The sequence below is a fragment of the Rhodobacter calidifons genome, assembly GCF_011174775.1.
Taxonomy (GTDB): domain Bacteria; phylum Pseudomonadota; class Alphaproteobacteria; order Rhodobacterales; family Rhodobacteraceae; genus Tabrizicola; species Tabrizicola calidifons.
The window spans coordinates 22,961-48,011 of the sequence record NZ_JAANHS010000003.1 but is presented as its reverse complement, the minus strand read 5'-3'; the positions used below and the strand labels follow the sequence as shown (position 1 = coordinate 48,011).

Annotated in this window: 22 protein-coding genes and 2 pseudogenes; 16 read left to right on the top strand and 8 right to left on the bottom strand. The window is 68.4% G+C overall.

Annotated features, from left to right (window positions below; genetic code table 11):
* Positions 1–38 precede the first annotated feature (38 nt).
* A pseudogene (locus G8O29_RS04990) lies at positions 39–910 on the bottom strand (LysR family transcriptional regulator ArgP).
* Positions 911–993: 83 nt separating this feature from the next.
* Between G8O29_RS04990 and G8O29_RS18400 the strand changes: the two are divergent.
* The 7 genes from G8O29_RS18400 to G8O29_RS04960 all read left to right on the top strand — a co-directional run bounded on the left by G8O29_RS18400 (position 994) and on the right by G8O29_RS04960 (position 7,112).
* Positions 994–1,188 carry an ACT domain-containing protein gene (locus G8O29_RS18400; protein ID WP_242678907.1) on the top strand — a complete coding sequence of 65 codons (195 nt, stop codon included), beginning with the start codon at positions 994–996 and terminating at the stop codon, positions 1,186–1,188.
* A gap of 18 nt (positions 1,189–1,206) precedes the next feature.
* Entirely contained in the window at positions 1,207–1,377 is a 171-nt protein-coding gene (locus G8O29_RS18395) for an ACT domain-containing protein (RefSeq protein ID WP_367890127.1), read from the top strand.
* Positions 1,370–1,972, top strand: a complete 603-nt coding sequence (locus tag G8O29_RS04980; protein ID WP_166402143.1) for a LysE/ArgO family amino acid transporter — start codon at positions 1,370–1,372, stop codon at positions 1,970–1,972. Before G8O29_RS18395 ends, G8O29_RS04980 begins: the two co-directional genes overlap by 8 nt.
* Before the next feature lie 21 nt (positions 1,973–1,993).
* Positions 1,994–2,887, top strand: a complete 894-nt coding sequence (locus G8O29_RS04975; RefSeq protein WP_242678906.1) for a DMT family transporter — start codon at positions 1,994–1,996, stop codon at positions 2,885–2,887.
* Between the two features lie 250 nt (positions 2,888–3,137).
* Positions 3,138–5,348, top strand: a complete 2,211-nt coding sequence (locus G8O29_RS18685; protein WP_166402141.1) for a DUF2793 domain-containing protein — start codon at positions 3,138–3,140, stop codon at positions 5,346–5,348.
* A gap of 1 nt (position 5,349) precedes the next feature.
* Positions 5,350–5,721, top strand: a complete 372-nt coding sequence (locus tag G8O29_RS04965) for a hypothetical protein (RefSeq protein WP_166402140.1) — start codon at positions 5,350–5,352, stop codon at positions 5,719–5,721.
* Between the two features lie 86 nt (positions 5,722–5,807).
* Positions 5,808–7,112 carry a UDP-glucose dehydrogenase family protein gene (locus tag G8O29_RS04960; RefSeq protein WP_166402138.1) on the top strand — a complete coding sequence of 435 codons (1,305 nt, stop codon included), beginning with the start codon at positions 5,808–5,810 and terminating at the stop codon, positions 7,110–7,112.
* Here G8O29_RS04960 and G8O29_RS04955 read toward each other — a convergent pair.
* The 4 genes from G8O29_RS04955 to G8O29_RS04940 all read right to left on the bottom strand — a co-directional run bounded on the left by G8O29_RS04955 (position 7,109) and on the right by G8O29_RS04940 (position 13,574).
* Positions 7,109–8,539 (bottom strand): sigma-54-dependent transcriptional regulator, encoded by a 1,431-nt coding sequence (locus G8O29_RS04955; protein WP_242678904.1) that lies wholly within the window; start codon positions 8,537–8,539, stop codon positions 7,109–7,111. The genes G8O29_RS04960 and G8O29_RS04955 overlap by 4 nt on opposite strands.
* On the bottom strand, positions 8,536–9,054 hold the full coding sequence (locus G8O29_RS04950) for an Hpt domain-containing protein (RefSeq protein ID WP_166402137.1): 519 nt from the start codon (positions 9,052–9,054) through the stop codon (positions 8,536–8,538). Before G8O29_RS04950 ends, G8O29_RS04955 begins: the two co-directional genes overlap by 4 nt.
* Positions 9,055–9,140: 86 nt before the next feature.
* Entirely contained in the window at positions 9,141–11,027 is a 1,887-nt protein-coding gene (locus G8O29_RS04945) for a propionyl-CoA synthetase (RefSeq protein ID WP_166402136.1), read from the bottom strand.
* Positions 11,028–11,294: 267 nt separating this feature from the next.
* Positions 11,295–13,574, bottom strand: coding sequence for an NADP-dependent malic enzyme (locus tag G8O29_RS04940; protein WP_166402134.1), 2,280 nt, complete (start codon positions 13,572–13,574; stop codon positions 11,295–11,297).
* A 139-nt stretch (positions 13,575–13,713) separates the two neighbouring features.
* Here G8O29_RS04940 and G8O29_RS04935 point away from each other — a divergent pair, with 139 nt between their 5' ends.
* The 7 genes and pseudogenes from G8O29_RS04935 to G8O29_RS04905 all read left to right on the top strand — a co-directional run bounded on the left by G8O29_RS04935 (position 13,714) and on the right by G8O29_RS04905 (position 20,087).
* Positions 13,714–14,793: a cupin domain-containing protein gene (locus G8O29_RS04935; protein ID WP_166402133.1), complete on the top strand. Its 1,080-nt coding sequence runs from the start codon at positions 13,714–13,716 to the stop codon at positions 14,791–14,793.
* Positions 14,794–14,891: 98 nt separating this feature from the next.
* Positions 14,892–15,323 (top strand): annotated as a pseudogene (locus tag G8O29_RS04930) (cytidine deaminase); the annotation flags it as partial.
* A complete protein-coding gene (locus tag G8O29_RS04925; RefSeq protein WP_166402130.1) occupies positions 15,320–16,630 on the top strand; it encodes a thymidine phosphorylase in 1,311 nt (436 codons plus the stop codon). The pseudogene G8O29_RS04930 and the gene G8O29_RS04925, both read left to right, overlap by 4 nt.
* Before the next feature lies 1 nt (position 16,631).
* Positions 16,632–17,840, top strand: a complete 1,209-nt coding sequence (locus G8O29_RS04920; RefSeq protein WP_166402128.1) for a phosphopentomutase — start codon at positions 16,632–16,634, stop codon at positions 17,838–17,840.
* 72 nt (positions 17,841–17,912) lie between these two features.
* Positions 17,913–18,890, top strand: coding sequence for an adenosine deaminase (locus tag G8O29_RS04915; RefSeq protein ID WP_166402127.1), 978 nt, complete (start codon positions 17,913–17,915; stop codon positions 18,888–18,890).
* 1 nt (position 18,891) lies between these two features.
* The gene (gene upp / locus G8O29_RS04910) at positions 18,892–19,524 is read left to right on the top strand and encodes a uracil phosphoribosyltransferase (protein ID WP_166402126.1); all 633 of its coding nucleotides are present in this window, start codon (positions 18,892–18,894) and stop codon (positions 19,522–19,524) included.
* Entirely contained in the window at positions 19,524–20,087 is a 564-nt protein-coding gene (locus G8O29_RS04905; RefSeq protein WP_166402124.1) for an SPOR domain-containing protein, read from the top strand. The genes upp and G8O29_RS04905 overlap by 1 nt, the downstream gene beginning before the upstream one ends.
* Positions 20,088–20,133: 46 nt before the next feature.
* Here G8O29_RS04905 and G8O29_RS04900 read toward each other — a convergent pair whose 3' ends face one another.
* Positions 20,134–21,156, bottom strand: coding sequence for a hypothetical protein (locus G8O29_RS04900; protein ID WP_166402123.1), 1,023 nt, complete (start codon positions 21,154–21,156; stop codon positions 20,134–20,136).
* Between the two features lie 185 nt (positions 21,157–21,341).
* On the opposite strand from G8O29_RS04900, the gene G8O29_RS04895 reads away from it, so the two are divergent.
* Positions 21,342–22,277 carry a DMT family transporter gene (locus G8O29_RS04895; RefSeq protein WP_166402122.1) on the top strand — a complete coding sequence of 312 codons (936 nt, stop codon included), beginning with the start codon at positions 21,342–21,344 and terminating at the stop codon, positions 22,275–22,277.
* On the opposite strand, the gene G8O29_RS04890 is transcribed toward G8O29_RS04895, so the two are convergent.
* Entirely contained in the window at positions 22,250–22,828 is a 579-nt protein-coding gene (locus G8O29_RS04890; RefSeq protein WP_166402121.1) for a thymidine kinase, read from the bottom strand. The genes G8O29_RS04895 and G8O29_RS04890 overlap by 28 nt on opposite strands.
* A 383-nt stretch (positions 22,829–23,211) precedes the next feature.
* On the opposite strand from G8O29_RS04890, the gene G8O29_RS04885 reads away from it, so the two are divergent.
* Entirely contained in the window at positions 23,212–23,664 is a 453-nt protein-coding gene (locus G8O29_RS04885) for a hypothetical protein (RefSeq protein ID WP_166402120.1), read from the top strand.
* 22 nt (positions 23,665–23,686) lie between these two features.
* Here G8O29_RS04885 and G8O29_RS04880 read toward each other — a convergent pair whose 3' ends face one another.
* Positions 23,687–25,045, bottom strand: a complete 1,359-nt coding sequence (locus G8O29_RS04880; protein ID WP_166402119.1) for a DEAD/DEAH box helicase — start codon at positions 25,043–25,045, stop codon at positions 23,687–23,689.
* Positions 25,046–25,051 lie beyond the last annotated feature (6 nt).

The window sequence follows — 25,051 nt, the reverse complement described above, 5'->3', positions numbered from 1 at the left end:
GGTTCGGCAACGGGGGTGGCGAAGGCCGCCCCCGTTTCCTATTGCACAAGGGTCTGCCGCGCGGCGCGGTGGATTGCATGGGTGACCGGGGCCAGCGCCGGGGCGGCGAGCCGGGTGAACTGCCAGTGCAGCGCGACGTCGATGGGCGTGTCGGGCAACAGTTCGATCAGTCGTCCAGCGGCGAGATGGGCGGCAATCAGCGGCTCGGGGTTCATCCCCAGGCGAGGCCCGCAAGACAGGCGTCCACGAAGGCCCGTGACGAGGCGATCCGGTGCGTCGGAAGGGCTGCGCGCGCCAGCCCCCGGGCCGCGGCCCAGCGGGTCTGAAGCCGGTCCTTGTCCGAGAAGGTCAAAGCGGGGGCTTTTGCCAGGCTTTCCGGCGTCACCCCCTTCGGGAACCAGGTCCGCACATAGGCCGGAGAGGCGGTGGCGCGGTAGCGCAGCGCCCCGAGCGGCAGGGTGTCGCACCCCTGCAAGGGGCCGGGATGCGCGGTGATGGCGGCCACCACCTCTCCGCGCCGCAGCCAGTCCTGGCTGACATCCTGGTCGTCGATGACGAGGTCGAAGAGGAACCCTTCCGTCGCGGCCAGGGCGGGAATGACCCAGGTGGCAAGGCTGTCGGCATTGACGGCGATGCGCAGCGTCGCCGGGCCTGACCGCAGGCCGAGATCCTGCGCCAGGGTGCGTTCCAACAGTGCAATCTCGTCGTGGTGCCGGATCAGGCGAAGGCCGGTTTCGGTCGCCGTGCAGGGCGTGCCGCGGCGGATGAGCAGGGCGCCGGTCGCCTCTTCCAGCGCCTTGATCCGCTGCGAGACGGCCGAGGGGGTGACGTGCAGTTCGGCCGCGGCAAGGTCAAAGGCGCCGCGCCGGTGGACGGCGGCAAGGGCGGCAAGCTGAGCGGGATCATGCATTAGCATGGCTAAATCGCAGACAGGAAGATTACTTGGAGTTTCGCGGTTGCGGGCCCTAGGTCAAGGGAGACGCGGAGAGTCCCATGGTGGAAAGCGATCTGAAGGTCCTGCTGGCGACGATGGAGCCGGTCCTGCACCCCGAGCCCTATGGCATTGCGGTCCGGGCCGGGGAAGCGCTGAGGGTCGAACCCTTTGCGACTGTGGCCGAAGCCGAGGGCCTGACCGTGATCGCGCCCCTGGCCGAGATGCGTGCGGCGGGGATGGTGTCGGACCCCTAGGCGCGGATCAGCCTGACGGTGCAGTCGGACCTTGCGGCGGTGGGGCTGACGGCGGCCTTCGCGGGGGCGCTGGGCCGGGAGGGGATCAGCTGCAACGTGGTCGCGGGCTATCACCACGACCATCTGTTCGTGCCGTGGGACCGGCGGTGGGACGCGATGGTGGCATTGCGGGCTCTGTCGGATGCTTGAAGCGGCGGGGAACGGCTATCTGGTGGCCTTGTCCCTGATCCTGGCGATCGGGGCGCAGAATGCCTTCGTGCGGCGACAGGGCCTTCGGCGGGAACATGTCGGGCCGGTGGTGGCGGTCTGCGCGCTGTCGGATGCGGTGCTGATCGGGGCGGGCGTGACGGGGTTCGGCGCGTTGTCGGCGGCGGTCCCGTGGTTCGCAGGGGCGATGCGCTGGTCGGGTGTGGTGTTCCTGCTGGTCTACGGGGTGCTGCGGTTCCGGACGGCGCTGCGCGGAGGAGAGGCGCTGCAACCGTCGGAGGCAGCGCCGGCCTCGCTGGGCAAGGTGCTTGCGACCTGTCTGATGCTGACCTGGGCCAACCCGCATGTCTATCTGGACACGGTGGTGCTGATCGGGTCGATCTCGGCCCAGTATGCGCCACACCAGGCAGTGTTCGGGGTGGCGGCGGCCTGCGCGTCGTTCAGCTTCTTCGCCGTGCTGGGCTTCGGGGCGCGACTCCTGGCACCCGTCTTCGCGCGGCCCGCGGCCTGGGTCTGGCTGGAGGTCGGTGTCGGGGTGACGATGTGGGCCATCGCGGCGGGGCTTGCCTTTGGCTGAGCCATCGGCTTCTGTCGCCGGATGCGCGCGATGTCGGATCTTGGCCGCCCCGTGGAAGGGGTCTTGTGGATGCTGGCCACCACGCTGGCCTTCGTCGGGGTCAACGGGATCGTGCGGCATCTGGGAACCGACCTTCCGGCAGCGCAGTCGGCGTTCATCCGCTTTGCCTTCGGCCTGACCTTCCTGGTCCCGGCACTGTGGGCGATGCGAGGCACGCGGCTGCCCGAGGGGATCTGGCCCCTGTTCCTCTGGCGCGGGGGCCTGCATGTCGCGGCGGTGATCTTCTGGTTCTGGGCCATGGCCCGGGTGCCGGTGGCCGAGATGGCAGCGATCGGGTTCCTCAATCCGGTGATCGTGCTGGTGATCGCCGGCCTGCTGCTGGGAGAAGGTTTGGGGCGTGGTCGGCTGGTCAGCATCATGGTGGCGCTTCTCGGGGCACTGGTCGTCCTGCGGCCCGGCCTGCGCGAGATCACGCCCGGCCACCTGTCCCAGCTGGCGGCGACGCTCTGTTTTGCGATCAGCTACATCTTCGCCAAGCGGCTGAGCGCGATGGCCCCGGCAAGCGTGGTGGTCGCGGTCCTGTCGGTGACGGTGGCAATCGGGCTGGCGCCGATCGCATGGTGGGTCTGGCAGCCGGTCAGCGCCGAGCAGCTGGCCTGGCTGGCCGGGGTCGCGGCGCTGGCGACGCTGGGGCACTACACGATGACCCGGGCCTTCAGGGCGGCGCCTCTGGCGGTGACGCAGCCGGTGACGTTCCTCCAGATCCTCTGGGCGACGCTTCTGGGGGCGCTGGTCTTCGGCGAGGCGGTGGACGGCTTCGTGATCCTGGGCGGCGCGCTGATCGTGGGGGCGGTCAGCCTGAACACCTGGGCCGAGGCCAGGAAAGGGCGGATTCCGCCGCAGCCGGAACCCTGAGCCCGGCGCATTGCGGGCGTGATCGCCCGCCATGCACCTGTCACGCCGGACGAAAGCTCCGCCGGGGCGGACCGTCGGCTGCCCGAGGTCGGAGCGCCTGGCGAAGGGCCAAGGCCAGACGGCGGGTCTTGCCGAGGTACGCCCGGGTTCTGGTGTTGCGCGGGTTCGGACGGGGCCGTGCGGTCTGCTCAGCCGACGTGAACGAAGCCTTCCTAGGGTCGCGGGCCAAGGCGATCTCCGGAGGTTTCTGATGCCCGACGATACGACGATCCTGTCGCTGCCCCTGATCCTTCCGGCGCAGGCGCAGAAGCATGTCACCCACAACGAGGCCCTGGTGAAGCTGGACCTGATCGTGCAGCTTGCGGTCATCAACCGGACCCTGACCACCCCGCCCGCGCTGCCCGCCATCGGTGACCGGCACATCGTGGCGGCAGGTGCGACCGGCCCCTGGACCGGGCAGGCGGGGCGGATCGCCATGTTCACCGAGGCGGGCTGGCAGTTCACGCAGCCGCTGCCGGGCTGGCAGGCCTATGTGATGGCGGAAAGCCAGATGGCCTTCTACAACGGCCTGACCTGGATCGCGCTGTCGGACGGGCCGTTCACGGTGGGGCGGCTGGGCGTCTCGGCCACGCCGGATGCCACGAACCGGCTGGCGGTGTCCTCTCCTGCGACGCTGCTGAACCATGCGGGATCGGGGCACCAGCTGAAGCTGAACAAGGCCGCGGCCTCGGACACGGCGAGCCTTCTGTTCCAGACGGGCTTCGGGGGACGGGCCGAGATGGGCACGGCGGGGGCGGACGATTTCAGCGTCAAGGTCAGCGCCGATGGTGGAAGCTGGTCGGTCGCGCTGATCTCGGACGCGGCGACCGGAGAGGTGACCCTGCCGCAGCCTCTGCATCTGGGCGGTCAGGCAAGCGATCCCGCCGCGCCGGTTGACGGCACGCTGTGGCTGAACACCACCACCGGCGAGGTGAAGGTGCGCAGCGCCGGCGTGACCCAGGTCGTCGGCGGTGGCGGCGGCGGCGGTGTCAGCGACGGCGACAAGGGCGACATCACGGTGTCGGGTGCGGGGACGATCTGGACGATCGACGCGGGCGCGGTGACCCTGGACAAGCTTGCGAACATCGCGACGAACAGCTTCCTCGGCCGGGACTCGGCAGGGACGGGCGCGCCGGAGGTGCTGACGCCCGCACAGGCGCGCGCCATCCTGAACGTGGCGGACGGGGCGAACAACTACGCGCACCCGAACCACAGCGGCGATGTCACCTCGACAGGCGATGGCGCGACAACGATTGCGAACGATGTGGTGACGAACGCGAAGCTGGCCGACATGGCCTCGGGCACGCTGAAGGGGCGGTCAAGCGCGGGCAGCGGCGATCCGGAGGATCTGACGGGCACGCAGGCCACGGCGCTGCTGGACACCTTCACCAGCGGGGCGAAGGGCCTGGCTCCGGCCTCGGGCGGGGGGACGACCAATTTCCTGCGCGCCGATGGCACCTGGGCCGCACCGCCCGGCGGTGGCGGCGGATCGCCCGGAGGAGCCTCTGGCACGGTCCAGTTCAACGATGCCGGCAGCTTCGGCGGCGCGGCGGACGTGGAGATCGAGGGCGGACAGCTGCGCCTGCCGACCATTGCGACGCCTGCCGTTCCGGCAGCAGACGGGGTGAAGCTGTTCGGCCGCAAGGTCGGAGGGCGGTCCATGCCGGCCTTCATGGGACCGAGCGGTCTGGACAGCGCGTTGCAGCCGTCCTTTGCCCGCAACAAGATCGGCATGTTCATGGCTGCCGGAAACGGCGGCACGGATACGGCGGTCGGCATTGCCATGACCGGGACGGGCACCGCCACATCCGAGAACGTCGGCACCTCGAACCTGCACAACTACATGCGCAGGCGGTCATGGTTGGTGACAACTGCATCCACTACGGCGGTGGCCGGTCTGCGCGGAAACGCCTTGCAGTGGACGCTTGGCGGGCCTTCCGCCGAACTGGGCGGCTTCCACCTCGTCTGGCGCTGGGGTCCGGCAACAGGGGTCGCCACCAGCACGCACCGGGTCTTTGTCGGCATGCGCGGATCGGCTTCCGCGCCGTCAGACGTCAACCCGTCCACGCTGACCAACATCTGCGGCATGGGCTATGACGCCGGCGACACGAACATCCAGTTCATGCACAACGACGGAAGCGGAACAGCGACGAAGATCGACCTGGGGTCGGGCTTTCCCAAACCGAACGCCGACCGGACCGCGGTCTACGAGATTGCCCTCTTTGCGCCGCCCGGCACCACGCAGTCGCTGGGCTACGAAGTGACGAACCTCGTATCGGGTGCTGTGGCCACGGGAACAGTCACCACCGACCTGCCGTCTGCCACGCAGCTTCTGACGCCCTACGGCTACATCAGCGTCGGCGGCACCAACTCGGTCATCGGCTTTGCGACGATGGGCCTCTATATCGAAAGCGACTACTGACATGATCCTGCACGTCCTGTTCACCGAAGACGGCATCCCGGGGTGGATCGGCGAGGCCCCGCGCGAGGGGAGCGAGCCGGTCGAGGGCCTGACAGTCGCGTTCCTGGCCGCGCATCGCCGCACCGCGCGCGGGAAATGGGTGGCCCGCAGTCCGGCCAGACCGGAGGCCCCGACCCCCGAGGCCATGGCAGAGGCGGCAGAAGCAGCGCATGCGGCCGCGCTTGCCCAGCGCGACGAAACCGTGCGCCTGGCCCTGGCCGCCGAGGCGGACCCGCTGTTCTTCCGCTGGCAGCGCGGCGAGGTCAGCCAGGAGGCCTGGCTTGACGCGGTGGCCCGCGTGAAGGCCCGCCATCCGAAACCCGAGCGACCCTGAGCCGTTGACCACTCGCCCCGGCCCGGGGATTTGACACCCTGGGCCGGGCTGCATAGACATGCCGCCAGTCTGGAAGGGGCAGCGGCATGCGCATCGCGATGATCGGGACAGGGTATGTCGGGCTGGTCTCTGGCGCCTGCTTTTCGGATTTCGGGCACGAGGTGGTCTGTGTCGATCGCGACGCGGGCAAGATCGCGCGGCTGAACCAGGGCGAGGTGCCCATCTTCGAGCCGGGCCTAGAGGCGCTGATCGCCAAGAACACCAGCGCCGGGCGGCTGAGCTTCACGACCGAACTTGCCGCAGCCGTCGATGGCGCCGACGCGGTGTTCATTGCGGTCGGCACGCCGACACGGCGCGGCGACGGGCATGCAGACCTGACCTATGTCATGGCCGCGGCGGCCGAGATCGGAAGGGCCCTGACGGGCTATGCGGTGGTGGTCACCAAGTCCACCGTGCCGGTCGGCACCAACCGCAAGGTGGCCGCGGCGATCCGCGAGGCCAATCCGGCGGCCGCCTTCGACGTCGCCTCGAACCCGGAATTCCTGCGCGAAGGCGCGGCGATCGACGATTTCATGCATCCCGACCGCGTGGTGGTGGGCGTCGAGACGCCAAAGGCGCGCAAGGTGATGGCCGAACTTTACCGCCCGTTGTCCCTGCGCGAGTTTCCCATGGTCTACACCGGACTGGAAAGCGCCGAGCTGATCAAATACGCCGCCAACGCCTTCCTTGCGACCAAGATCACCTTCATCAACGAGATCGCCGCCCTGTGCGAGAAGGTCGGCGCGGATGTGAAGACGGTGGCCAGGGGCATCGGCATGGACGGGCGCATCGGCGACAAGTTCCTGCACGCCGGCCCCGGCTACGGCGGAAGCTGTTTTCCAAAGGATACCAAGGCCCTGGCCCGTATCGGACAGGAACATGCCGCGCCGATCCAGATCGTCGAGACGGTCATCAAGGTCAACGAGGAAGTGAAGCGCCGGATGATCGACAAGATCGTCGATCTCTGCGGCGGGGTGCTCCGCGACAAGACCATCGCGGTCCTTGGCGTCACCTTCAAGCCCAACACCGACGACATGCGCGAGGCGCCCTCGCTGACCATCATCCCGGCGCTGGTGGGCGGGGGGGCGAAGGTCCGGGTCAGCGATCCCCAGGGCAGGCATGAGGGCGAGGCGCTCTTGCCGGGCGTGAAATGGATCGACAATCCCTATCAGGCCGCCAACGATGCCGACCTCGTGGTCCTTCTGACCGAATGGAACGAGTTCCGCGGCCTCGACCTGGCCAAGCTGGCGCGCAAGATGGCAACCCCGCAGATGGCCGACCTGCGCAACATCTATGATCCGGCCGAAGTGCGCGCGGCCGGGTTCACCGCCTATGTCGGGGTCGGTCGCTAGCTGGCCTTTGCGTTCCAGGCCTCGATCTTCCGGTAGAGCGTCGAGGGCGACACATCCAGCACCCGCGCCGCCTTGGGGATCGAGCCGCCATGCATGGCAAGCGTGGCCTCGATCAGCCGGCGTTCGGCCTCGGCCAGCGGCAGGCCCAGCAGGCTGTCGGTGCCAAGCGCATCGGGCGCGGCCATCGGCGGCGATGGTGGTTCGGCGGGGCGCCCTTCCTCGGCCAGGCCCGGAGGCAGCATGTCGGGCGTGACCCAGCCGCCCTGGTTCAGCACCACCACGTTGCGCATGACGTTCAACAGCTGACGGACATTCCCCGGCCAGGGCAGGGACAGCATCAGCGCGCGGGTGGCGGGGTCGAGCCCGTGGAACTCGCGCCCCTCTTCCTGGGCAAAGCGGGCAAGCGCGGCCTCGGCGATCTCGATGATGTCCTGTCCGCGCTCGCGCAGGGGCGGCATGTGGATCGGCACGACATAGAGCCGGTAGTACAGATCCTCGCGGAAATGCCCGCGACGCACGGCGTCCAGCGGATCGCGGTTGGTCGCGCAGACGATGCGGACGTTGACCTTGCGCGGCCGGGTGGCGCCGACCGGCTGGACGGTCGAGGTTTGCAGGAAGCGCAAGAGCTTGGTTTGCAGGGCCGGGGCCATTTCGCAGATCTCGTCCAGGAACAGGGTGCCGCCATCCGCCGCCTGCGCGGCCCCCTGCTTGTCCGAGATCGCGCCGGTGAAACTGCCCTTCATGTGGCCGAAGACTTCCGATTCCAGCAGGTCCTGCGGAATCGCGCCGCAGTTCAGCGCGATGAACGGCCCATTGGCCCGGTTGGAATTGGCATGGACGGCCAGCGCGCAAAGCTCTTTCCCGGTGCCGCTTTCGCCGGTGATGAACACGGTCGCCATCGACCGCGCGACCGAGCCGATGGTCATGTGGATGCGTTTCATCGCGTCGGAAGAGCCGATGAAGCCGGAACTTTCGGCAATCTCCGCCGGGTCTCGGCCGCGCGTGGCGGCCTGGCCGTCGGTCTTGCCGGTGTCGCGCGGGGTTGCCTCGGCCAGGGCATTCTGGACGGCGGACAGAAAGCGCCCCTCGTCAAAAGGCTTGACCAGAAAGTCATGCGCCCCGGCGCGCATCGCCTCGACCGCGCGGCTGACCGATCCGTTGGCGGTGATCGCGATCACCCGGGTCTCCGGCTGGATTGCCTGGATGTCGCGCATGACTTCCAGACCATCGCGATCCGGCAGGATCAGGTCCAGCAGCACCACCATCGGACGATGCGCCCGGAATTGCTGCAACCCCTCCTCGGCGGTTCCGGCAACAGCCACCCGGTGCCCGGCCGTGGCCAGGATCGACCGATAGACCATCTGCAGGGAAAGGGTGTCCTCGACAAGCAGGACCGACGGGCGGGACAGGGGCGTTGCGGGTTTCAAGCGGGCCGAGCCTCCGGGGGGGTGGTGGACCGGATCAGACCGATCAGCGCAGTCAGTTCGCCCGCAAGCGGTGGCATCAGCGGTTCAAGCGCCGCCCGGTCCCGGGCATGGGCGATGGCGTTCAGACGTTCCGCCATCGCCTGCAAGGACAGGGCCCCGACCGAGCCGGAAAGCGAGATCAGCACATGGCTGCCTTCGCGCAGCGCCTTCCAGTCAAGGTCGCCGGCAGCCCGGTTCAGCTTCGCCTCGGTCGCGGTCAGGTCTTCGCTTAGACGGGCCAGCAGTTCGGACGCAAGATCGGGCCCGGTGATGTCCAGCAAATGGCGCAGCCGCGACGGGTCGAACTCTTTCATGCCGGAGCCGGCCGGTGCAAGCGGGCCGGCAATCCGCGCCGCCGCTTCCTCGATCTGCGCCAGCGCCGACTTCTGTTCGGCAGTTTCGAGCCAGGGTCGCAAGGCCGCAACCGCCTCGTACAGCCGAGCCAGGGCCTGAAGTGTGCCGGGCGATGCCGTCATGCACGAATCGTCCCGAAATGCGAAAGCCCTCTTTGCATAATGCAAAGATTGCCGGGGATCGGGCGGCCTGTCCAGCCGATTTCACACTAGCCGCGCGCGAGACCCAGGGATTGCAACGCCCGGGCGATCTCGTCCAGGATCGCCGGGTCGTCGATCGTCGCGGGCATCTTCCACGGCTGGCCGTCGGCGATCTTGACCATCGTGCCACGCAGGATCTTGCCCGATCGCGTCTTGGGCAGGCGGTCCACCACCACGGCGCGCTTGAAATCGGCGACGGGGCCGATCTGGTCGCGCACCAGCTGCACGCATTCCCTGACCACCTCGTCATGCGGGCGGTTGCACCCCTTGTTCAGGCAGAGGAAGCCCAGCGGCGATTGGCCCTTCAACTCGTCGGCGACCCCGATCACGGCACATTCGGCGACGTCCTTGTGGCCGGCCAGAACCTCTTCCATCGCGCCGGTGGACAGGCGGTGGCCGGCGACGTTGATGACGTCATCGGTGCGGGCCATGATGTAAAGGTAGCCGTCGGCGTCCACGTAACCGGCGTCGCCCGTCTCGTAATAGCCGGGGAAATGGGTCAGGTAGGATTTGCGGAAGCGGTCCTCGGCGTTCCAGAGGGTGGGGAGCGTCCCGGGGGGCAGCGGCAGCCTGATCGCGATGGCACCAAGGGTGCCGGGGGAAACCGGGTGGCCGCCTTCGTCCAGCACCTGCACGTCGAAGCCGGGCATGGGCACGGACGGCGAGCCGATCTTGACCGGCAGCTGTTCGATGCCAAGGGGGTTCGCGGCGATGGCATAGCCGGTTTCGGTCTGCCACCAATGGTCGATCACCGGGACCTTCAGATGGGTCTGCGCCCAGTGGATCGTGTCGGGGTCGGCGCGTTCTCCGGCAAGGAACAGGGCCTGGAGCGTGGGGAGCGGCGGGACCAGTTTCCCGTCCGGGTCGTCGCGCTTGATGGCGCGAAGGGCGGTGGGCGCGGTGAAGAAGCTGCGCACCTTGTGTTCGTTGATGACGCGCCAGAAGGCGGCGGCGTCGGGGGTCCCGACGGGTTTGCCTTCATAGACCACGGTGGTGCAGCCCGCGATCAGGGGGCCATAGCAGATGTAGCTGTGGCCGACGACCCAGCCGACGTCGGAGGCGGCCCAGAACACGTCGCCCGCGCCCACATTGTAGATCGCGCGCATGGTCCAGTTCAGCGCCACCAGATGCCCGGCGGTGGGGCGGACGACGCCCTTGGGCGCGCCGGTGGTGCCGGAGGTGTAGAGGATATAGGCCGGGTGATTGCCCGCGACCGGGGTGCAGTCGGCGGGGGCAACGCCGTGCTGGAATTCGTGCCAGTCGAGATCGCGGCCTTCGGTCAGTTTCGCCACTTCCTGCTCGCGCTGGAAGATCACGCAGAAGTCGGGCTTGTGGCTGGCCTGGTCGATGGCGGCATCGAGGAGCGGCTTGTAGTGGACCACGCGGCTGGGTTCGATCCCGCAGGAGGCAGAGATGATCGCCTTCGGGGTGCAGTCGTCGATGCGGACGGCGAGTTCATGCGCCGCAAAGCCGCCGAAGACGACGGAATGGATCGCGCCAAGCCGGGCGCAGGCGAGCATCGCCTCCAGCGCTTCGGGGACCATCGGCATGTAGATGATGATGCGATCGCCCTTCTGGATGCCCCTGGCCTTCAGCGCACCGGCGAGGCGGGAGACGCGGTCCTGCAACTCGGCATAGGTGATGGTGTGCCTGGTGCCGGTGACCGGGCTGTCGTGGATGATGGCGGGCTGTTTGCCGCGTCCGGCGACGACATGGCGGTCGACGGCGTTCCAGCAGGTGTTCACTTCGGCGTCGGTGAACCATTCGTAAAGCGGGGCGCGGCTGTCATCCAGCGCCTTCGTGGGCTTTTGCACCCAGTCGATGCCCCCTGCGGCGGAAAGCCAGAAGCCCTCCGGATCCTGCTGCCACTGGCCGTAAACCTGAGCATAGCTCATCGCGATCTCCCCCCGCTGATGCACTGCGCTGGTGGTATGCGAAGGAATGCCGGTCGCGCAACGGTGTTACCGATAGCGGCGTGCGGCAGTTTTGCAGAATTTGCCGACAGCGGACGGCAGGATTTGCAAAGTTCTCGGATCGGGAAAAGCCGTGCTGCCCGAGCCGGCGAGTTTGCAAAGCCTGCGCCCGGCCGATTCGCTCGTCGTGGACTTCGTCCCTCCTCGCTCGGGTCCGGCGACGAGAAGCCGAAGGCGCACGAGGAACGGTCAGCCGTAATGCGCCACGGGCGTCCCGGCGATGGCGGACATGTTCAGCAAGCCCCGCGCGGTGATCGCGGGCGTCACCACATGCGCCTTGTTGCCCATGCCCATCAGGATCGGCCCGACCTCCAGCCCCCCGGCCTTGACCTTCAGGATGTTGCGCACGCCCGAGGCGACTTCGCTTGAGGCAAAGACCAGCACGTTTGCCGCCCCTTCGTAGCGTGACCCCGGCAAGAGGCGGTCGCGGATCGACTGGTCGAGCGCGGCGTCGAGGTTCATCTCGCCCTCATAGGCGAAGTCGGGCTCGCGCAGGTCCAGCAGCTCCAGCGCCTCGCGCATCCGGCGGGCGCTGGCGTTGTCCATGTTGCCGAACTGCGACTGGGTGCAGAGCGCGATCTTGGGCGTGATGCCGAAGCGGCGGACATGGCGCGCGGCGCCGATCACCGTTTCCATGATCTGGGCCGGGGTCGGCTCGGAATGCACATGGGTATCGGCGATGAACAGCGGTCCATCCTCCAGGATCATCAGCGACAGCGCCGCGACCGGGTGCAGCCCCCCACGCGCCAGGATCTGGCGGACATAGCCGAGGTGCCAGTTGTACTGCCCGAAGGTGCCGCAGATCATGCTGTCGGCTTCCTCGCGGTGCACCATGATCGCGGCGATGGCGGTCGAGTTCGTCCGCATCACGGCCCGGGCGATGTCGGGCGTCACGCCACGCCGGGCCATCAGTTCGTGATAGGTGCCCCAGTAATCGCGGTAGCGGTGGTCGTTTTCCGGGTTCACCAGATGGAAGTCGCGGCCCGGACGGATCGGCAGGCCGAAGCGTTCGCAGCGCGCCTCGACCACTTCGGGGCGGCCGATCAGGATCGGGACTTCGGTCGTCTCTTCCAGGATCGCGTTGGCCGCGCGCAGCACACGTTCGTCCTCGCCTTCGGCAAAGACGATCCGGCGCGAGGCGGTGCGGGCGGCTTCGAACACCGGGCGCATGAGAAGCGCCGACTTGAACACTGAGCCGTCCAGCTTGCGCTTGTAGGCGTCGAGGTCGGCAATGGGCCGGGTGGCGACACCGGTCTCCATCGCGGCCCGGGCGACGGCGCTGGCGACGGTGCCGATCAGGCGGGGGTCGAAGGGTTTCGGGATCAGATAGTCGGCCCCGAAGGCCATGGTCTCGCCCCGGTAGGCGGCGGCGGCCTCGGCGCTGGTGGTGGCGCGGGCAAGGGCCGCGATGCCTTCGATGCAGGCCAGTTCCATCGCGTCGTTGATCGTGGTGGCGCCCACGTCCAGCGCCCCCCGGAAGATGAAGGGAAAGCAGAGGACGTTGTTGACCTGGTTCGGAAAGTCCGACCGCCCGGTGGCGATGATCGCGCCGGGGGCGACCTTGCGGGCCTCGTCGGGCAGGATTTCCGGCGTGGGGTTGGCCAGCGCGAAGATGATCGGGTTCGGAGCCATCTTCGCCACCATCTCGGGCGTCAGCACGCCGGGGCCGGAGAGGCCGAGGAACAGATCCGCGCCCGCGATGACATCGGAAAGGGTGGCGGGGGTGTTCCCCTGGGCGAAGGCCGCCTTCTGCGGGGTCATCTGCGCCTCGCGGCCCTTGTAGACCAGCCCTTCCAGGTCGCAGAGCCAGATGTTCTGGCGCCTGACCCCCAGTTTCACCAGCATCTCGAGGCAGGCGATCCCCGCCGCCCCGCCGCCGGTCGAGACGACCTTGATATCCTGAAACCGCTTGCCCGCGACGATCATCGCGTTGGTGGCCGCCGCCCCCACGACGATCGCGGTGCCGTGCTGGTCGTCGTGGAAGACGGGGATGTTCATCCGTTCCCGGCACAGCTTTTCGACGATGAAGCAGTCGGGGGCCTTGATGTCCTCAAGGTTCACCGCGCCGAAGGTCGGCTCCAGCGCGCAGACGATTTCGGCCAGCTTCACCGGGTCGGGTTCGTTCACCTCGATGTCGAAACAGTCGATGTTGGCGAATTTCTTGAACAGGACCGCCTTGCCCTCCATCACCGGCTTCGCGGCCAGTGCGCCGATGTTGCCAAGGCCGAGGACGGCGGTGCCGTTCGAGATGACCGCGACCAGATTCCCGCGCGAGGTGTAGCGGCTGGCCGTTGCCGGGTCGGCCTTGATCTCCAGGCAGGCCTCGGCGACCCCCGGGGAATAGGCCCGGGCCAGGTCGCGACCGTTGGCCAGCGGCTTCGTGGCGCGGATCTCCAGCTTCCCGGGCTTTGGAAACTCGTGGTAATCCAGTGCCGCCTGCCGCGCGTTGTCGTGCCGAGCCTCGTCCATCCGTTCCTCCCGCGAAGATGGTTCAGCGTTAAACCATCTTTCCCGCCCCGCCAATGCGGCTTTGCCTGAAGCCGTTTCCGGCCCGGCTTGCAAATCACCGGCGCGCCGGACACGATGCCGCCATAGCACGGGGACCACAATGACGGAAATACGCGCCGAGATCCGCCTGCCGACGCAGGAGCTGCGGGAGGATCTGCCCTTCTACACGAAAACGCTGGGGATGCGGCTGGACATGATCTTTCCTGCCGACAACCCGGAGGTGGCGGTCCTGTCGGGCCACGGCCTGCGGCTGCGCCTCCAGAAAGGCGCGCCCGAGGCGCCGGGGACGATCCGCATCCTGACGGATGATCCGGGTTTTGCCGGGGGGGCGAAAGAACTGATGGCCCCGAACGGGACGCGGGTGGAGATCGACGAGTTGAACCCGCCGGTCGTCACGCCCGCGACCGAACATGCCTTCGTGGTGCGGCGCCTGGCCGATCAGGCCCCCTGGGTGATCGGGCGGGCGGGGATGGAATACCGCGACCTGATCCCCAGCCGACTGGGCGGGGCGATGATCGCCAGCCACATCCGCGTGCCCGACGGGCCGGTGCCGGACATGGTGCATTTCCACAGGGTCGGTTTCCAGCTGATCTTCTGCGTCGCGGGCTGGGTGGATGTTCTGTACGAGGATCAGGGCGATGTGCGGCGCATCCATGCCGGCGACTGCTTCATCCAGCCGCCGGGCATCCGCCACAGGGTGCTGCATTCGGAAGGCGTGCAGGTGGTGGAGATCGGGGTTCCGGCCGAGCATGTGACCGAGATCGACCACGAGATGCAGCTGCCCACGCCGCACTACTGGCCCGACCGGGAATGGGAGGGGCAGCGGTTCGTGCATGACATCGGGGCGAAGGGGGTGTTCCGGCCCTTCCGCATCCCCGGCTTCGAGGCGCGGGATACGGGGATCAACGCGGCGACGAAGGGCGTTGCATCGGTGATGGTCGCGCGCCCGTCGGGCGAGGCGCCCTGGACGGTGCATGAGGGCGACATCCTGTTCACCTTCGTGATGCGGGGCGGGATGGTGCTGGAGGGCGAGGGGAAGGACCCGTTCCGCCTGTCACCGGGCGATGCCTTCGTGATCCCTCCGGCCATGGCGACGCGCTATTCCGAGCCGACCGGCGACCTCGAACTTCTGGAAGTGACGCTGCCCGGCAACCCGGCGACTCGGGTGGTGGAACGCTAGCGCCTCCTCGTGCGCCTTCGGCTTCTCGTCGGGATCCGGCGCGAGGAGACGCCGAAGGCGCACGACGGGCACACCCGGCTTGCGGAAATCGCGTCGGGGCATCACACTCTGACCAAATGGTCAAACAGGGGGTGGCGATGACGCTGCTTGAGGCTGCAACGGCGGTGCGGGAACGGGCTTATGCGCCCTATTCGCGGTTCAAGGTCGGGGCGGCGCTGCGGTCCACCTCCGGCGCGGTGCATGTGGGCTGCAACGTGGAAAACGTGGCCTATCCCGAAGGCACCTGCGCCGAGGCGGGCGCCATCGCGGCAATGATCGCGGCCGGCGACACCCGGATCGCCGAGCTCTGCGTCATCGCCGACAGCCCGGAGCCGGTGCCCCCCTGCGGCGGCTGCCGCCAGAAGATCGCCGAGTTCGCAGACCAGGACGTCAGGGTCACGCTCTGCACCACCGATGGCAAGCAGAAGGTGATGACCGTGGCCGAGCTGCTGCCCGGGGTCTTCTCGACCGCGCACATAGAGCGGACGTGACCGACGCGCGCGCCATCATCGCGGCCATCCGGGACGGCCGGCGACCGGCGCCCGAGGATCTGCGCTGGTTCGCGGCCGGGCTTGCCTCGGGCGAGGTGACGGATGCACAGGCGGGCGCCTTCGCGATGGCGGTCCTGCTGAAGGGCCTGGGCGAGGAGGGGCGGGTGGCCCTGACCCGGGGCATGCGGGACAGCGGCAAGACCCTTGCCTGGAACCTGCCGGGTCCGGTGGTGGACAAGCATTCCACGGGCGGGATCGGCGATTGCACTTCGCTTCTGCTCGCCCCGGCGCTGGCGGTCTGCGGCGCCTATGTGCCGATGATCTCGGGCCGGGGGCTGGGCCATACCGGGGGGACGCTGGACAAGCTGGAAGCCATTCCGGGCTTTCGCACCGGCCTGTCCGAATCCGCGCTGCGCCGGCAGATGGCCGAGGTGCATTGCGCCATCGTCGCGGCCTCGACCGACCTCGCCCCGGCGGACCGGCGGCTTTACGCGATCCGCGATGTCTCGGGCACGGTCGAGAGCATCGACCTCATCACCGCCTCGATCCTGTCCAAGAAGCTGGCGGCGGGGCTGGAGGCGCTGGTGCTGGACGTCAAATGCGGCTCGGGTGCCTTCATGAAGACCGCAGCCCAGGCCGAGGATCTGGCCCGCGCGCTGGTGTCCACGGCGCAGGGGGCCGGCTGCATGACCAGCGCGCTGATCACCGACATGTCGCAGCCCCTGGCAACCGCGGCGGGCAACGCGCTGGAGGTGATCGAGGTGATGGAGACGCTGACCGGCACGTCGGTCAACGTGGCGCTGTGGGATGTCACCGTGGCGCTGGGCGGCGAGGCGCTGGCGCTGGCAGGTCTGGCCAGCGATGCCGAGGACGGCGCCGGGCGCATCGCCCAGGCCCTGGAGTCGGGGGCCGCGGCCGAATGTTTCGGGCGCATGGTGGTGGCGCAGGGCGGGCCGGCCGATTTCGTCGACCGCTGGCCTGACCGGCTGCCCTCGGCCCCGGTGATGCTGGAGGTTCCCGCGCTGACGGACGGCTATGTGGCGCAGATCGATTGCGAGGCGCTGGGGCTGGCGGTCGTGCATCTGGGCGGGGGCCGGCTGCGCGAGGGGGATCGGGTCAATCCGTCCGTGGGGCTGTCGGACCTGGCCGGGATCGGCGAAGAGGCGGGGGCGGGCGTTCCGATCGCCATGGTGCACGCGGTGACCGAGGATGCGGCGCGGGCCGCGGTCAAGGCCGTGCAGGCGGCCTATGTCATCACGGCAGAGGCGCCGGAAGAGCCGCCGCTGGTGCAGAAGAGGATCGGCTGAGATGGGCCAGGTGCAGGGACGCGCCTTTCTGATCGTGATGGATTCCGTGGGTTGCGGCGGGGCGCCGGATGCGGCCGCCTTCGGGGACGCGGGCGCGAACACGCTGGGCCATATCGCGGCGGCCTGTGCCGAGGGCCGGGCCGAGGCCGGGCGGTCCGGTCCGTTGCGGATGCCGAACCTCGACCGGCTGGGTCTGGGCGCGGCGATCCGGCTGGCCTCGGGCGCCGCGACGCCGGGTCTGGACGCGATCCCGCAGGGGCTGTGGGGCGCGGCGACCGAGGTGTCGCGCGGCAAGGACACGCCCTCCGGGCATTGGGAACTGGCAGGCGTGCCGGTGCCCTGGGACTGGACCTATTTCCCCGACAGGGTGCCGGCCTTCCCGGACGACATCGTGGCCGAGGTCTGCCGTCTGGCCGGGACCGAGGGGATCCTCGGCAACTGCCATGCCTCGGGCGTGCCGATCATCGCCGAGCATTGCGAGGCGCATCTGCGCACCGGCTGGCCGATCTGCTACACCAGTGCGGACAGCGTGTTCCAGATCGCCGCGCATGAAGAGGCCTTCGGGCTGGAGCGGCTTTTGCAGCTCTGCGCGGACCTGGCGCCGATGCTGCACGCGCGGAAGGTCGGCCGGGTGATCGCGCGGCCCTTCACCGGGACCTGCGCCGATTTCAAGCGGACCGCGAACCGCAGGGACTTCGCCATCGCGCCGCCCTCGCCCACGCTGCTGGACTGGGTGTCAGAGGCGGGACGGGCGACGCACGGGATCGGCAAGATCGGCGACATCTTCTCGATGCGGGGGATCGGAGTCTTGCACAAGGGAAAATCCGACCATGATCTTTTCGAACATCTGGTGCGGCTGGGGGCCGAGGCAGAGCCGGGCAGCTTGACCTTTGCGAACTTCGTCGAGTTCGACACGCTGTATGGCCATCCGCGCGACGTCGCCGGATATGCCCGCGCGCTTGAGTGGTTCGATGCGGGTTTGCCGCGCTTTTTCGCGCAGTTGCGGCCGGGAGACCTTGCGATCTTCACCGCCGACCACGGCAACGATCCGACCTGGCGCGGCACCGAGCACACGCGCGAGAGGGTGCCGGTCCTGGGCTGGGGTGTCGGGGCGCGCGACCTGGGCCTGTGCGGGTTCGCGGATGTCGGGGCGAGTGTCGCGGCGCATCTGGGGGTGGCGGCCTTGGGGCCGGGGCGGAGTTTCCTGTGACATCCGGCGGACCGGGGGCCGGCCCCCGGACCCCCGGAGTATTTGGAACATGGGCAAATCAGGGAGCTTTTCGTGAGCGCATTGCCGAAGGTCGAACTGCATCTGCATCTGGAGGGCGCGGCGCCGCCATCCTTCATTGCGGGGCTGGCGAAGGAGAAGAATCTGGACATATCCGGCATCTTCGACGCGCGGGGTCAGTACCGATTTACGGACTTCTCGCATTTCCTGAAGGTCTATGAGGCGGCGACCTCGGCCTTGCAGACGCCCGAGGATTACGCACGTCTGACGCGTACGGTTCTGGAGGAATCGGCGCAGTCGGGCGTGGTCTATTCGGAGACCTTCCTCAGCCCCGATTTCTGCGGCGGGCGGGAGGTGGGCGCATGGCGGGAATATCTGCACGCGATGCGCGAGGCTGCCGATCAGGCCGAGCGGCAGATGGGGATCACCCTGCGCGGGATCGTCACCTGCATCCGGCATTTCGGTCCGGAGAAGGCGCGGGAGACCGCGCTTTGTGCGGCCGAGACGGCGGGGGACTGGATCGTCGGTTTCGGGATCGCGGGGGACGAGAGGATCGGCGCGCCGAAGGACTTCCGCTGGGCCTTCGACTGCGCGCGGGAGGCGGGGCTGCGGCTGACGGCCCATGCGGGGGAATGGGGCGGGCCGGACTCGGTACGCGCTGCGGTGCGCGACCTGGGGGTGGAGCGGATCGGGCATGGGGTGCGGGCGATCGAGGATCTCGCGCTGGTCGATGAGCTGGCCGAGAAGGGGATCGTGCTGGAGGTCTGTCCGGGGTCGAACGTGGCGCTGGGGCTCTACCGGAGCTTCCGCGACCACCCGATCCATGAACTGGACCGGCGGGGGGTGAAGGTGACGGTCAGCACCGACGATCCGCCCTTCTTCCACACCACGATGGCGCGGGAATACGAGGAACTGCACCGGGCTTTGGACTGGGACGAGGGGCAATTCCGGCGGATCGCGCGGCAGTCGCTTGACGCGGCATTCTGTGACGCGGATACCAGGGCCAGGATCGGCAAGCTACTGGAGGTTTGACATGCTGGATCACCTGACCGTCGTGTCGCATCCCCTGGTCCAGCACAAGCTGACCCTGATGCGCGAGAAGGACACCTCGACCGCCAGCTTCCGCAAGCTCCTGCGCGAGATCAGCCTTCTGCTGGCCTATGAGGTCACGCGCGAACTGCCGATGACCACCAAGCGGATCGAGACGCCGCTGGAGGAGATGGACGCGCCGATGATCGAGGGCAAGAAGCTGGCGCTGGTGTCGATCCTGCGGGCGGGGAACGGGCTTCTGGACGGCATTCTGGAACTGATCCCGGCGGCGCGGGTCGGTTTTGTCGGCCTGTACCGCGACCCCGAGACGCTGCAACCCGTGCAGTATTACTGCAAGCTGCCTGAGCATATGGAGGACCGGATTGCCATCGTCGTTGATCCGATGCTGGCCACGGGCAACTCGTCGGCCGCAGCGGTCAGCCTGCTGAAGCAGGCGGGGGCGCGGCAGATCCGTTTCCTCTGCCTGCTTGCGGCGCCCGAAGGGATCGCGCGGATGAAGGAGGCGCATCCGGACGTGCCGATCGTCACGGCGGCGGTGGACAGCCATCTGAACGACCACGGCTATATCGTCCCCGGCCTCGGCGATGCCGGGGACCGGATGTTCGGGACAAAGTGATGCGCGGGGTGCTGGCAGCAGCGGCCCTGGTTGGGCTGGTCGCTCCGGCCGTGGCGCGGGATCTGATCCGGCCGGCGGAACTGCCGCCTGCGGACTATGCCGGTCAGCAGTACGTCGATTCCCGCGGCTGCCTGTTCGTCCGGGCGGGAAGCGGCACGAAGGTGGTCTGGGTGCCCCGTGTCTCGCGCAAGGGGGAACCGGACTGCGACAATCCTCCCTCTGGCCGCAGGGTGCCGGTTGCCGAGGAGATCGGCGTTCAGCCCTATGACCCGGCTGCGGCGACGGGTCCGAAGCCCGAGGTGCCGTCCGCCGCGCCGACGACCGCGGCCGCGGGCGGCCATTACGTCGCCGTCGGCAGTTTCCGTCTTGCCGCCAACGCCGATCGGGCCGAGGCCCGGCTGAGATCCCTCGGGCATCAGGTGGTGCGGGGTCGGGTGCAGGGCGGCAGTTCGACGCTGATCACGGTCTTTGCCGGCCCCTTTGCCGATGCCGAGGCCGCCGCAAGGGCTCGGGCCGAACTGCTTGGCAACGGATTTCCCGACGCGATGGTGATGGGCCGCTGACCGGCTGGCGTCCGGCGGGGATGCGGCGCCGGCGCTGCGGCCGGCGTCAGGTGCCGCAGATGCCTTGCAGGGCAACCCAGGAATCGTCAGGGATCAGCGGCGTCGGGGCCAGCCCCTTGTAGGGGTCGCCTGCCAGGAGGGCCTGTGTCGTCTTGCCCTCGGGATCGACGGCCAGGGCATAGGGCGTGGCCGGGATCTGCGCGGCCTCGAAGGCTGCAAGCACCTGGGCATCGGGCAGGGCGACGGGGGCGGCGCGCAGGACGGCCTCGCCGTATCCGGCCAGCGCTGCGTCGGGCAGGGCGGCGGTGGTCAGAAGCTGAAGCGTCGCGCGCAGCCCGGCATGTTCCAGCATCGGGATGATCGGATCCCGGGCGCGGGCGCGCAGACCCTCGACCAGGGCCGCCCCCGCAGCCGCTTCGGGACCGTTGGCCTGTTCGATCAGCCGGCGCGGCAGCACGATGAGGCGGCCGGGCAGATGCAGGGGCTGCTCGACCCCCTCGGGCATGACATAAAGGATCGGCGTGTCCACCGGGCCGAACACGCGCTCGGCCAGACCGGCCAGCGCCTGAAGCCCCAGCCGGTTGTTGCAGTTTGCGCCGGTGACCCGCGCCAGGTCGTCCAGCGCGCGCTGGCCCAGATCGGCGCGTTGCGCCGGGGGTACGACCGAGGCCGTATGCCGGACCAGCGCGCCCGGCAGCCACAGGACGGCAACCGCGACCACGGCAAGCGCGGTTGCGGCAAGGATCGCGCCCCGCAGCCGCCCGGGCCGCGCCGTCGCCGCCTGGACGGCATGGCGCACCGCGCCCAGGGCCTCGATCATGTCGGGATCGGTCAGTTCCAGGCTTTCGGCCGCATCCGCACCGGGGGCGAAGACCGGCGGCTCCTCGCCCCGGTTGATCCGTTCGATGGCGGGCAGGGACCAGTGGCTGATCGCGGTGCCGCTTTTCGGATCGGACAGGATCAGGGTCGCATCGCCGAAGCGCACCAGCACCTCGCGGCGCTGGTCCTGCGGCGTCTCGCGCCACAGGCCGCCGCATTCCAGCCTTTGATACTTCTTCAGTGCCGTCATCGGCTGGAGGATCTCTGCCTGTTCGGCGCAACTCTAACCGGCCCTGCCAGCAGGGACAATCACCCAGGCCCGACCGGCGCCGCAAAGGTCGGTACGCGACCGGGAAATCGCTTGGCCTGTCGCGTTCGGGCAGGAAGCGCGGCAAAAGGCCCGGCAAGCAGGACGAAACGATCCCGGGCAGGACCATGAGCGCACCGCAGAACCGAACGCTGGCCGCCTTCGGCGCGGTCATGGTCTATGCTGTCCTGATCGCATTCACCGACAATTTCGTCCGGATCATCGCCCGTGACGGCGGCCTCTGGCAGTTTCATGCCACCCGCACCCTGATGGCCCTCGTGCTTCTGGCGCTGGCGGCGGTGCCGCTGGGCCTGCACCTGAGGCCGAAACGTCCCGGCCCGGTGCTGGCACGTTCGGCGATCCATGCCGCGGCGATGGTGATCTACTTCGGGGCGCTGGCCTTCCTGCCGGTGGCGCAGGTCGCCGCAGGTCTCTTCACCGCGCCCATCTTCGTGCTGCTGATCCAGCGCCTGCTTTATGGCCGCCCGATCGGGATGGTTCGGGTGCTGGCCGTTCTCACCGGCTTTCTCGGCGCGGTGCTGGTGCTTGGCCCCGAGGCGATGACCGGCGCCAGCTTCGCGGCGCTGCTGCCGATCCTTTCTGGCGCGCTTTATGCCATGGGCAACATCGCCACCCGCGAATGGTGCGCAGGCGAGGCGGCCGCGACGCTGCTTGCCGGCTTCTTCGCCATGCTGGGGGTGATCGGACTGGTTGGGATGGCGGTGCTGTGGCTGCTGCCCGTCCCGGTGGCCGAGGGGGCGGACGGATTCCTCGTGCGCGGGCCGGTCTGGCCGACGGGTGACTTCCTCTGGTGGACCTTCGTCCAGGCGGCGGGGTCGCTTGTCGGCGTCGGCATGATCGTCAGGGCCTACCAGATCGCGGATGCCGCGCGGGTCTCGGTCTTCGAATATGTCATCCTGCCCGCCTCGGCCGCCTGGGGCCTGGTGCTCTGGGGAGAGCGGCTGACCTGGATGGCCATGGCCGGCATGGCGCTGATCGTGGTGGCGGGGCTTCTGATCGCGCGGCCCGAGAAGGCTCAGTCGCCCACAGCCTCGCGCCAGTGACGGCGGCAGAGGCTGACGTAGGTCTCGTTGCCGCCGATCACCACCTGTTCGCCTTGCTTCAGAGCCCGGCCGTCGGGACCGCGGCGGATCACCATGGTGGCCTTCTTGCCGCAGTGGCAGATCGTGCGGACTTCGCGCATCTCGTCGGCCCAGGCCAGAAGCGCGGCCGAGCCGGGAAAGAGGTTGCCCTGGAAATCGACGCGCAGCCCGTAGCACATCACCGGCACGCCAAGGTCATCCACCGCGCGGGCCAGCTGCCAGACCTGCGGCTTGGACAGGAACTGCGCCTCGTCGATGAAGACGCAGGCCACGGGCCCCTCCGCAAGGCGCGCCTTCAGCTTCTCGAACATGTCCTCGTCCGGGCCGAAGGTATCGGCAGCCTCGCCGATGCCGATGCGGCTGGCGATCCGGCCCTGACCGGCCCGGTTGTCAAGGCGCGCGGTGATCAGATAGGTCTGCATCCCGCCTTCGCGGTAGTTGTGCGAGGCCTGCAACAGCGAGGTCGATTTCCCCGCGTTCATCGTCGAATAGTGGAAGTACAGCTTTGCCATGGCGCGAAGCCCTAGCCGATGACCGGGCCGCGCAGCAAGTCGCCTTGCGCGGCCCGGCTTACCGGAAGGAACCCCTTACTGGGCGGGACAGCAGGCCCGGAACAACACACACAGACACAAGCACAGACACAGACAATCGCGGAACCGATCCGCCTACTGGTTAACACGGGCCCGCCGCGTTTCATCGGCACCGCCGACAGCCTGAACCAGGCTGCTGCGGCGGGCCCCACCCCTGCCGATGCTGGGGACATCGGCCACTCGCTAACGTTCCGGGTTGCCCGGAACCGCTTTATCCATGACAAAGCCTTCCCATCCGATTAATGGGAAAAAAATCGCGTGTTTCCCCGTTATTTGACGCCGGGGCAAGGAAGTGGAGTTGGTGAATGTCGGTCGGATCCTACCTGAAGAAGCACACCGAAGCGCTGGTGAAGGATGTGGGGATCGAGGCGGCCTGCGAGTTGACCGGAAAGTCCAAGGCGACGCTGGGGCGCTATTACTCGGACAGCGACGAACATGACGACCGTTTCATGCCGGTGGATGTGGTGGCCCAGCTGGAAAGTGCCAGCCGCTTTCCGCATGTGACGGCGGCGCTGGCCGACCTGCGCGGCATCACCCTGTCCTACGACGGCGAGCGGCGCAATTCCTCCAGCAGCGGGGTCAACCACGATGTCGTGGCCCTGGCGCAGCGGTTCGGGATCCTGATGGCCGAATACAACCAGGCCATCGGCGACGGGAAGATCTCGGTCAACGAGGCCAAGCGCCTGCTGCGCGAGACGCTGGCGATCCAGCAGGTGCTGCTGGAAATGAAGCTGAACCTGGAACAGGAGGCGGGCTGAGCGATCGGCCCGCCCGCCGGGTCTAGCGTGCGTCGCGGCGCGGGGCGAAGCTGCCGCCCTGCGGTTTCGCGGGACGCTGGCCGCCGGATTTGCCCTGGCCCTGCGGTCGCCCCTGGCCGCCCGATCCCGGCCTCTGTCCCTGCGGCTTGGCAGTCAGCTTCTGGCCCTGCCGTCCGCTATTGCCCGGGCGCTGGCCCCGGTTCTGACCCCGGTTCTGGCCCGGACGCGGGGCGGCAGCGACCACATCCGCCGCCCAGGGCGCGCCTCCGACCACCGGAAGCGGCTTCTTCAACAGCTTCTCGATGGCCTGCAACTCCACCATCTCGGCCGGGGCGCAGAAGCTGATCGAGGCGCCTTCCGCCCCGGCCCGCGCCGTGCGGCCGATGCGGTGGACATAGTTTTCCGGCACGTTCGGCATGTCGTAATTATAGACGTGTCGCACGGTCGGAATGTCGATCCCGCGCGCGGCGACATCGGTTGCGACCAGCACATCCAGCTCACCGGCGCGGAACTCGGTCAGGGTGCGGTCGCGCTGGTTCTGGCTCTTGTTGCCGTGGATGGACCCCACCCGGAAGCCCCAGCTGGCCAGCAGTTTCGCCAGCTTCTCCGACCCGTGCTTGGTGCGGCCGAAGACCAGCGCCTGCTCGCCCGGGTGTTTCTTCAGATAGTCCTCCAGCAGCTTCGCCTTGTCGCCGTTGGGGATGAAATGGACGCCCTGCGTCACCTTCTCGGCCGGCTTTCCCGGCGGGTTCACCTGGACGCGGACGGGATTGCGCAGATAGGTCGCGGCGATTTCCTCGATATCCTTCGGCATCGTCGCGCTGAACAGCAGCGTCTGGCGTTTCAGCGGGATGTGCCTGGCGATCTTCCGCAAGGAGTGGATGAAGCCCATGTCCAGCATGTGGTCGGCCTCGTCCAGGACGAGGTAGCCGCATTTCTCAAGGCTCACGTCGCCGCGTTCCAGAAGGTCGATCAGCCGGCCCGGCGTGGCGACAAGGACGTCGGTCCCGCGTGACAGGGCCTGTGCCTGCTTGAACAGGCTGGCGCCGCCCACCACCATCGTCACCTTGACGGCGGTGCCCTTGGTGAAGGTCTCCAGATTGTCCTTGATCTGGGTGATCAGTTCCCGCGTCGGCGCCAGGATCAGCGCGCGAACATGCTTCGGCCCCGGAGGATGGCCGATATCGAGAAGGCGGTGCAGCAGCGGCAGCCCGAAGGCCGCCGTCTTGCCGGTGCCGGTCTGGGCGAGGCCCATCAGATCGGCGCCCTGCATGATGTGCGGGATGGCCTGCGCCTGGATGGGCGTGGGGGTCTTCAGCGCTGTCTTTTCCAGCGCTTTCAGGAGTTTCGGCGACAGGCCGAGGTCGGCAAAGGTGGTCATGGGAAT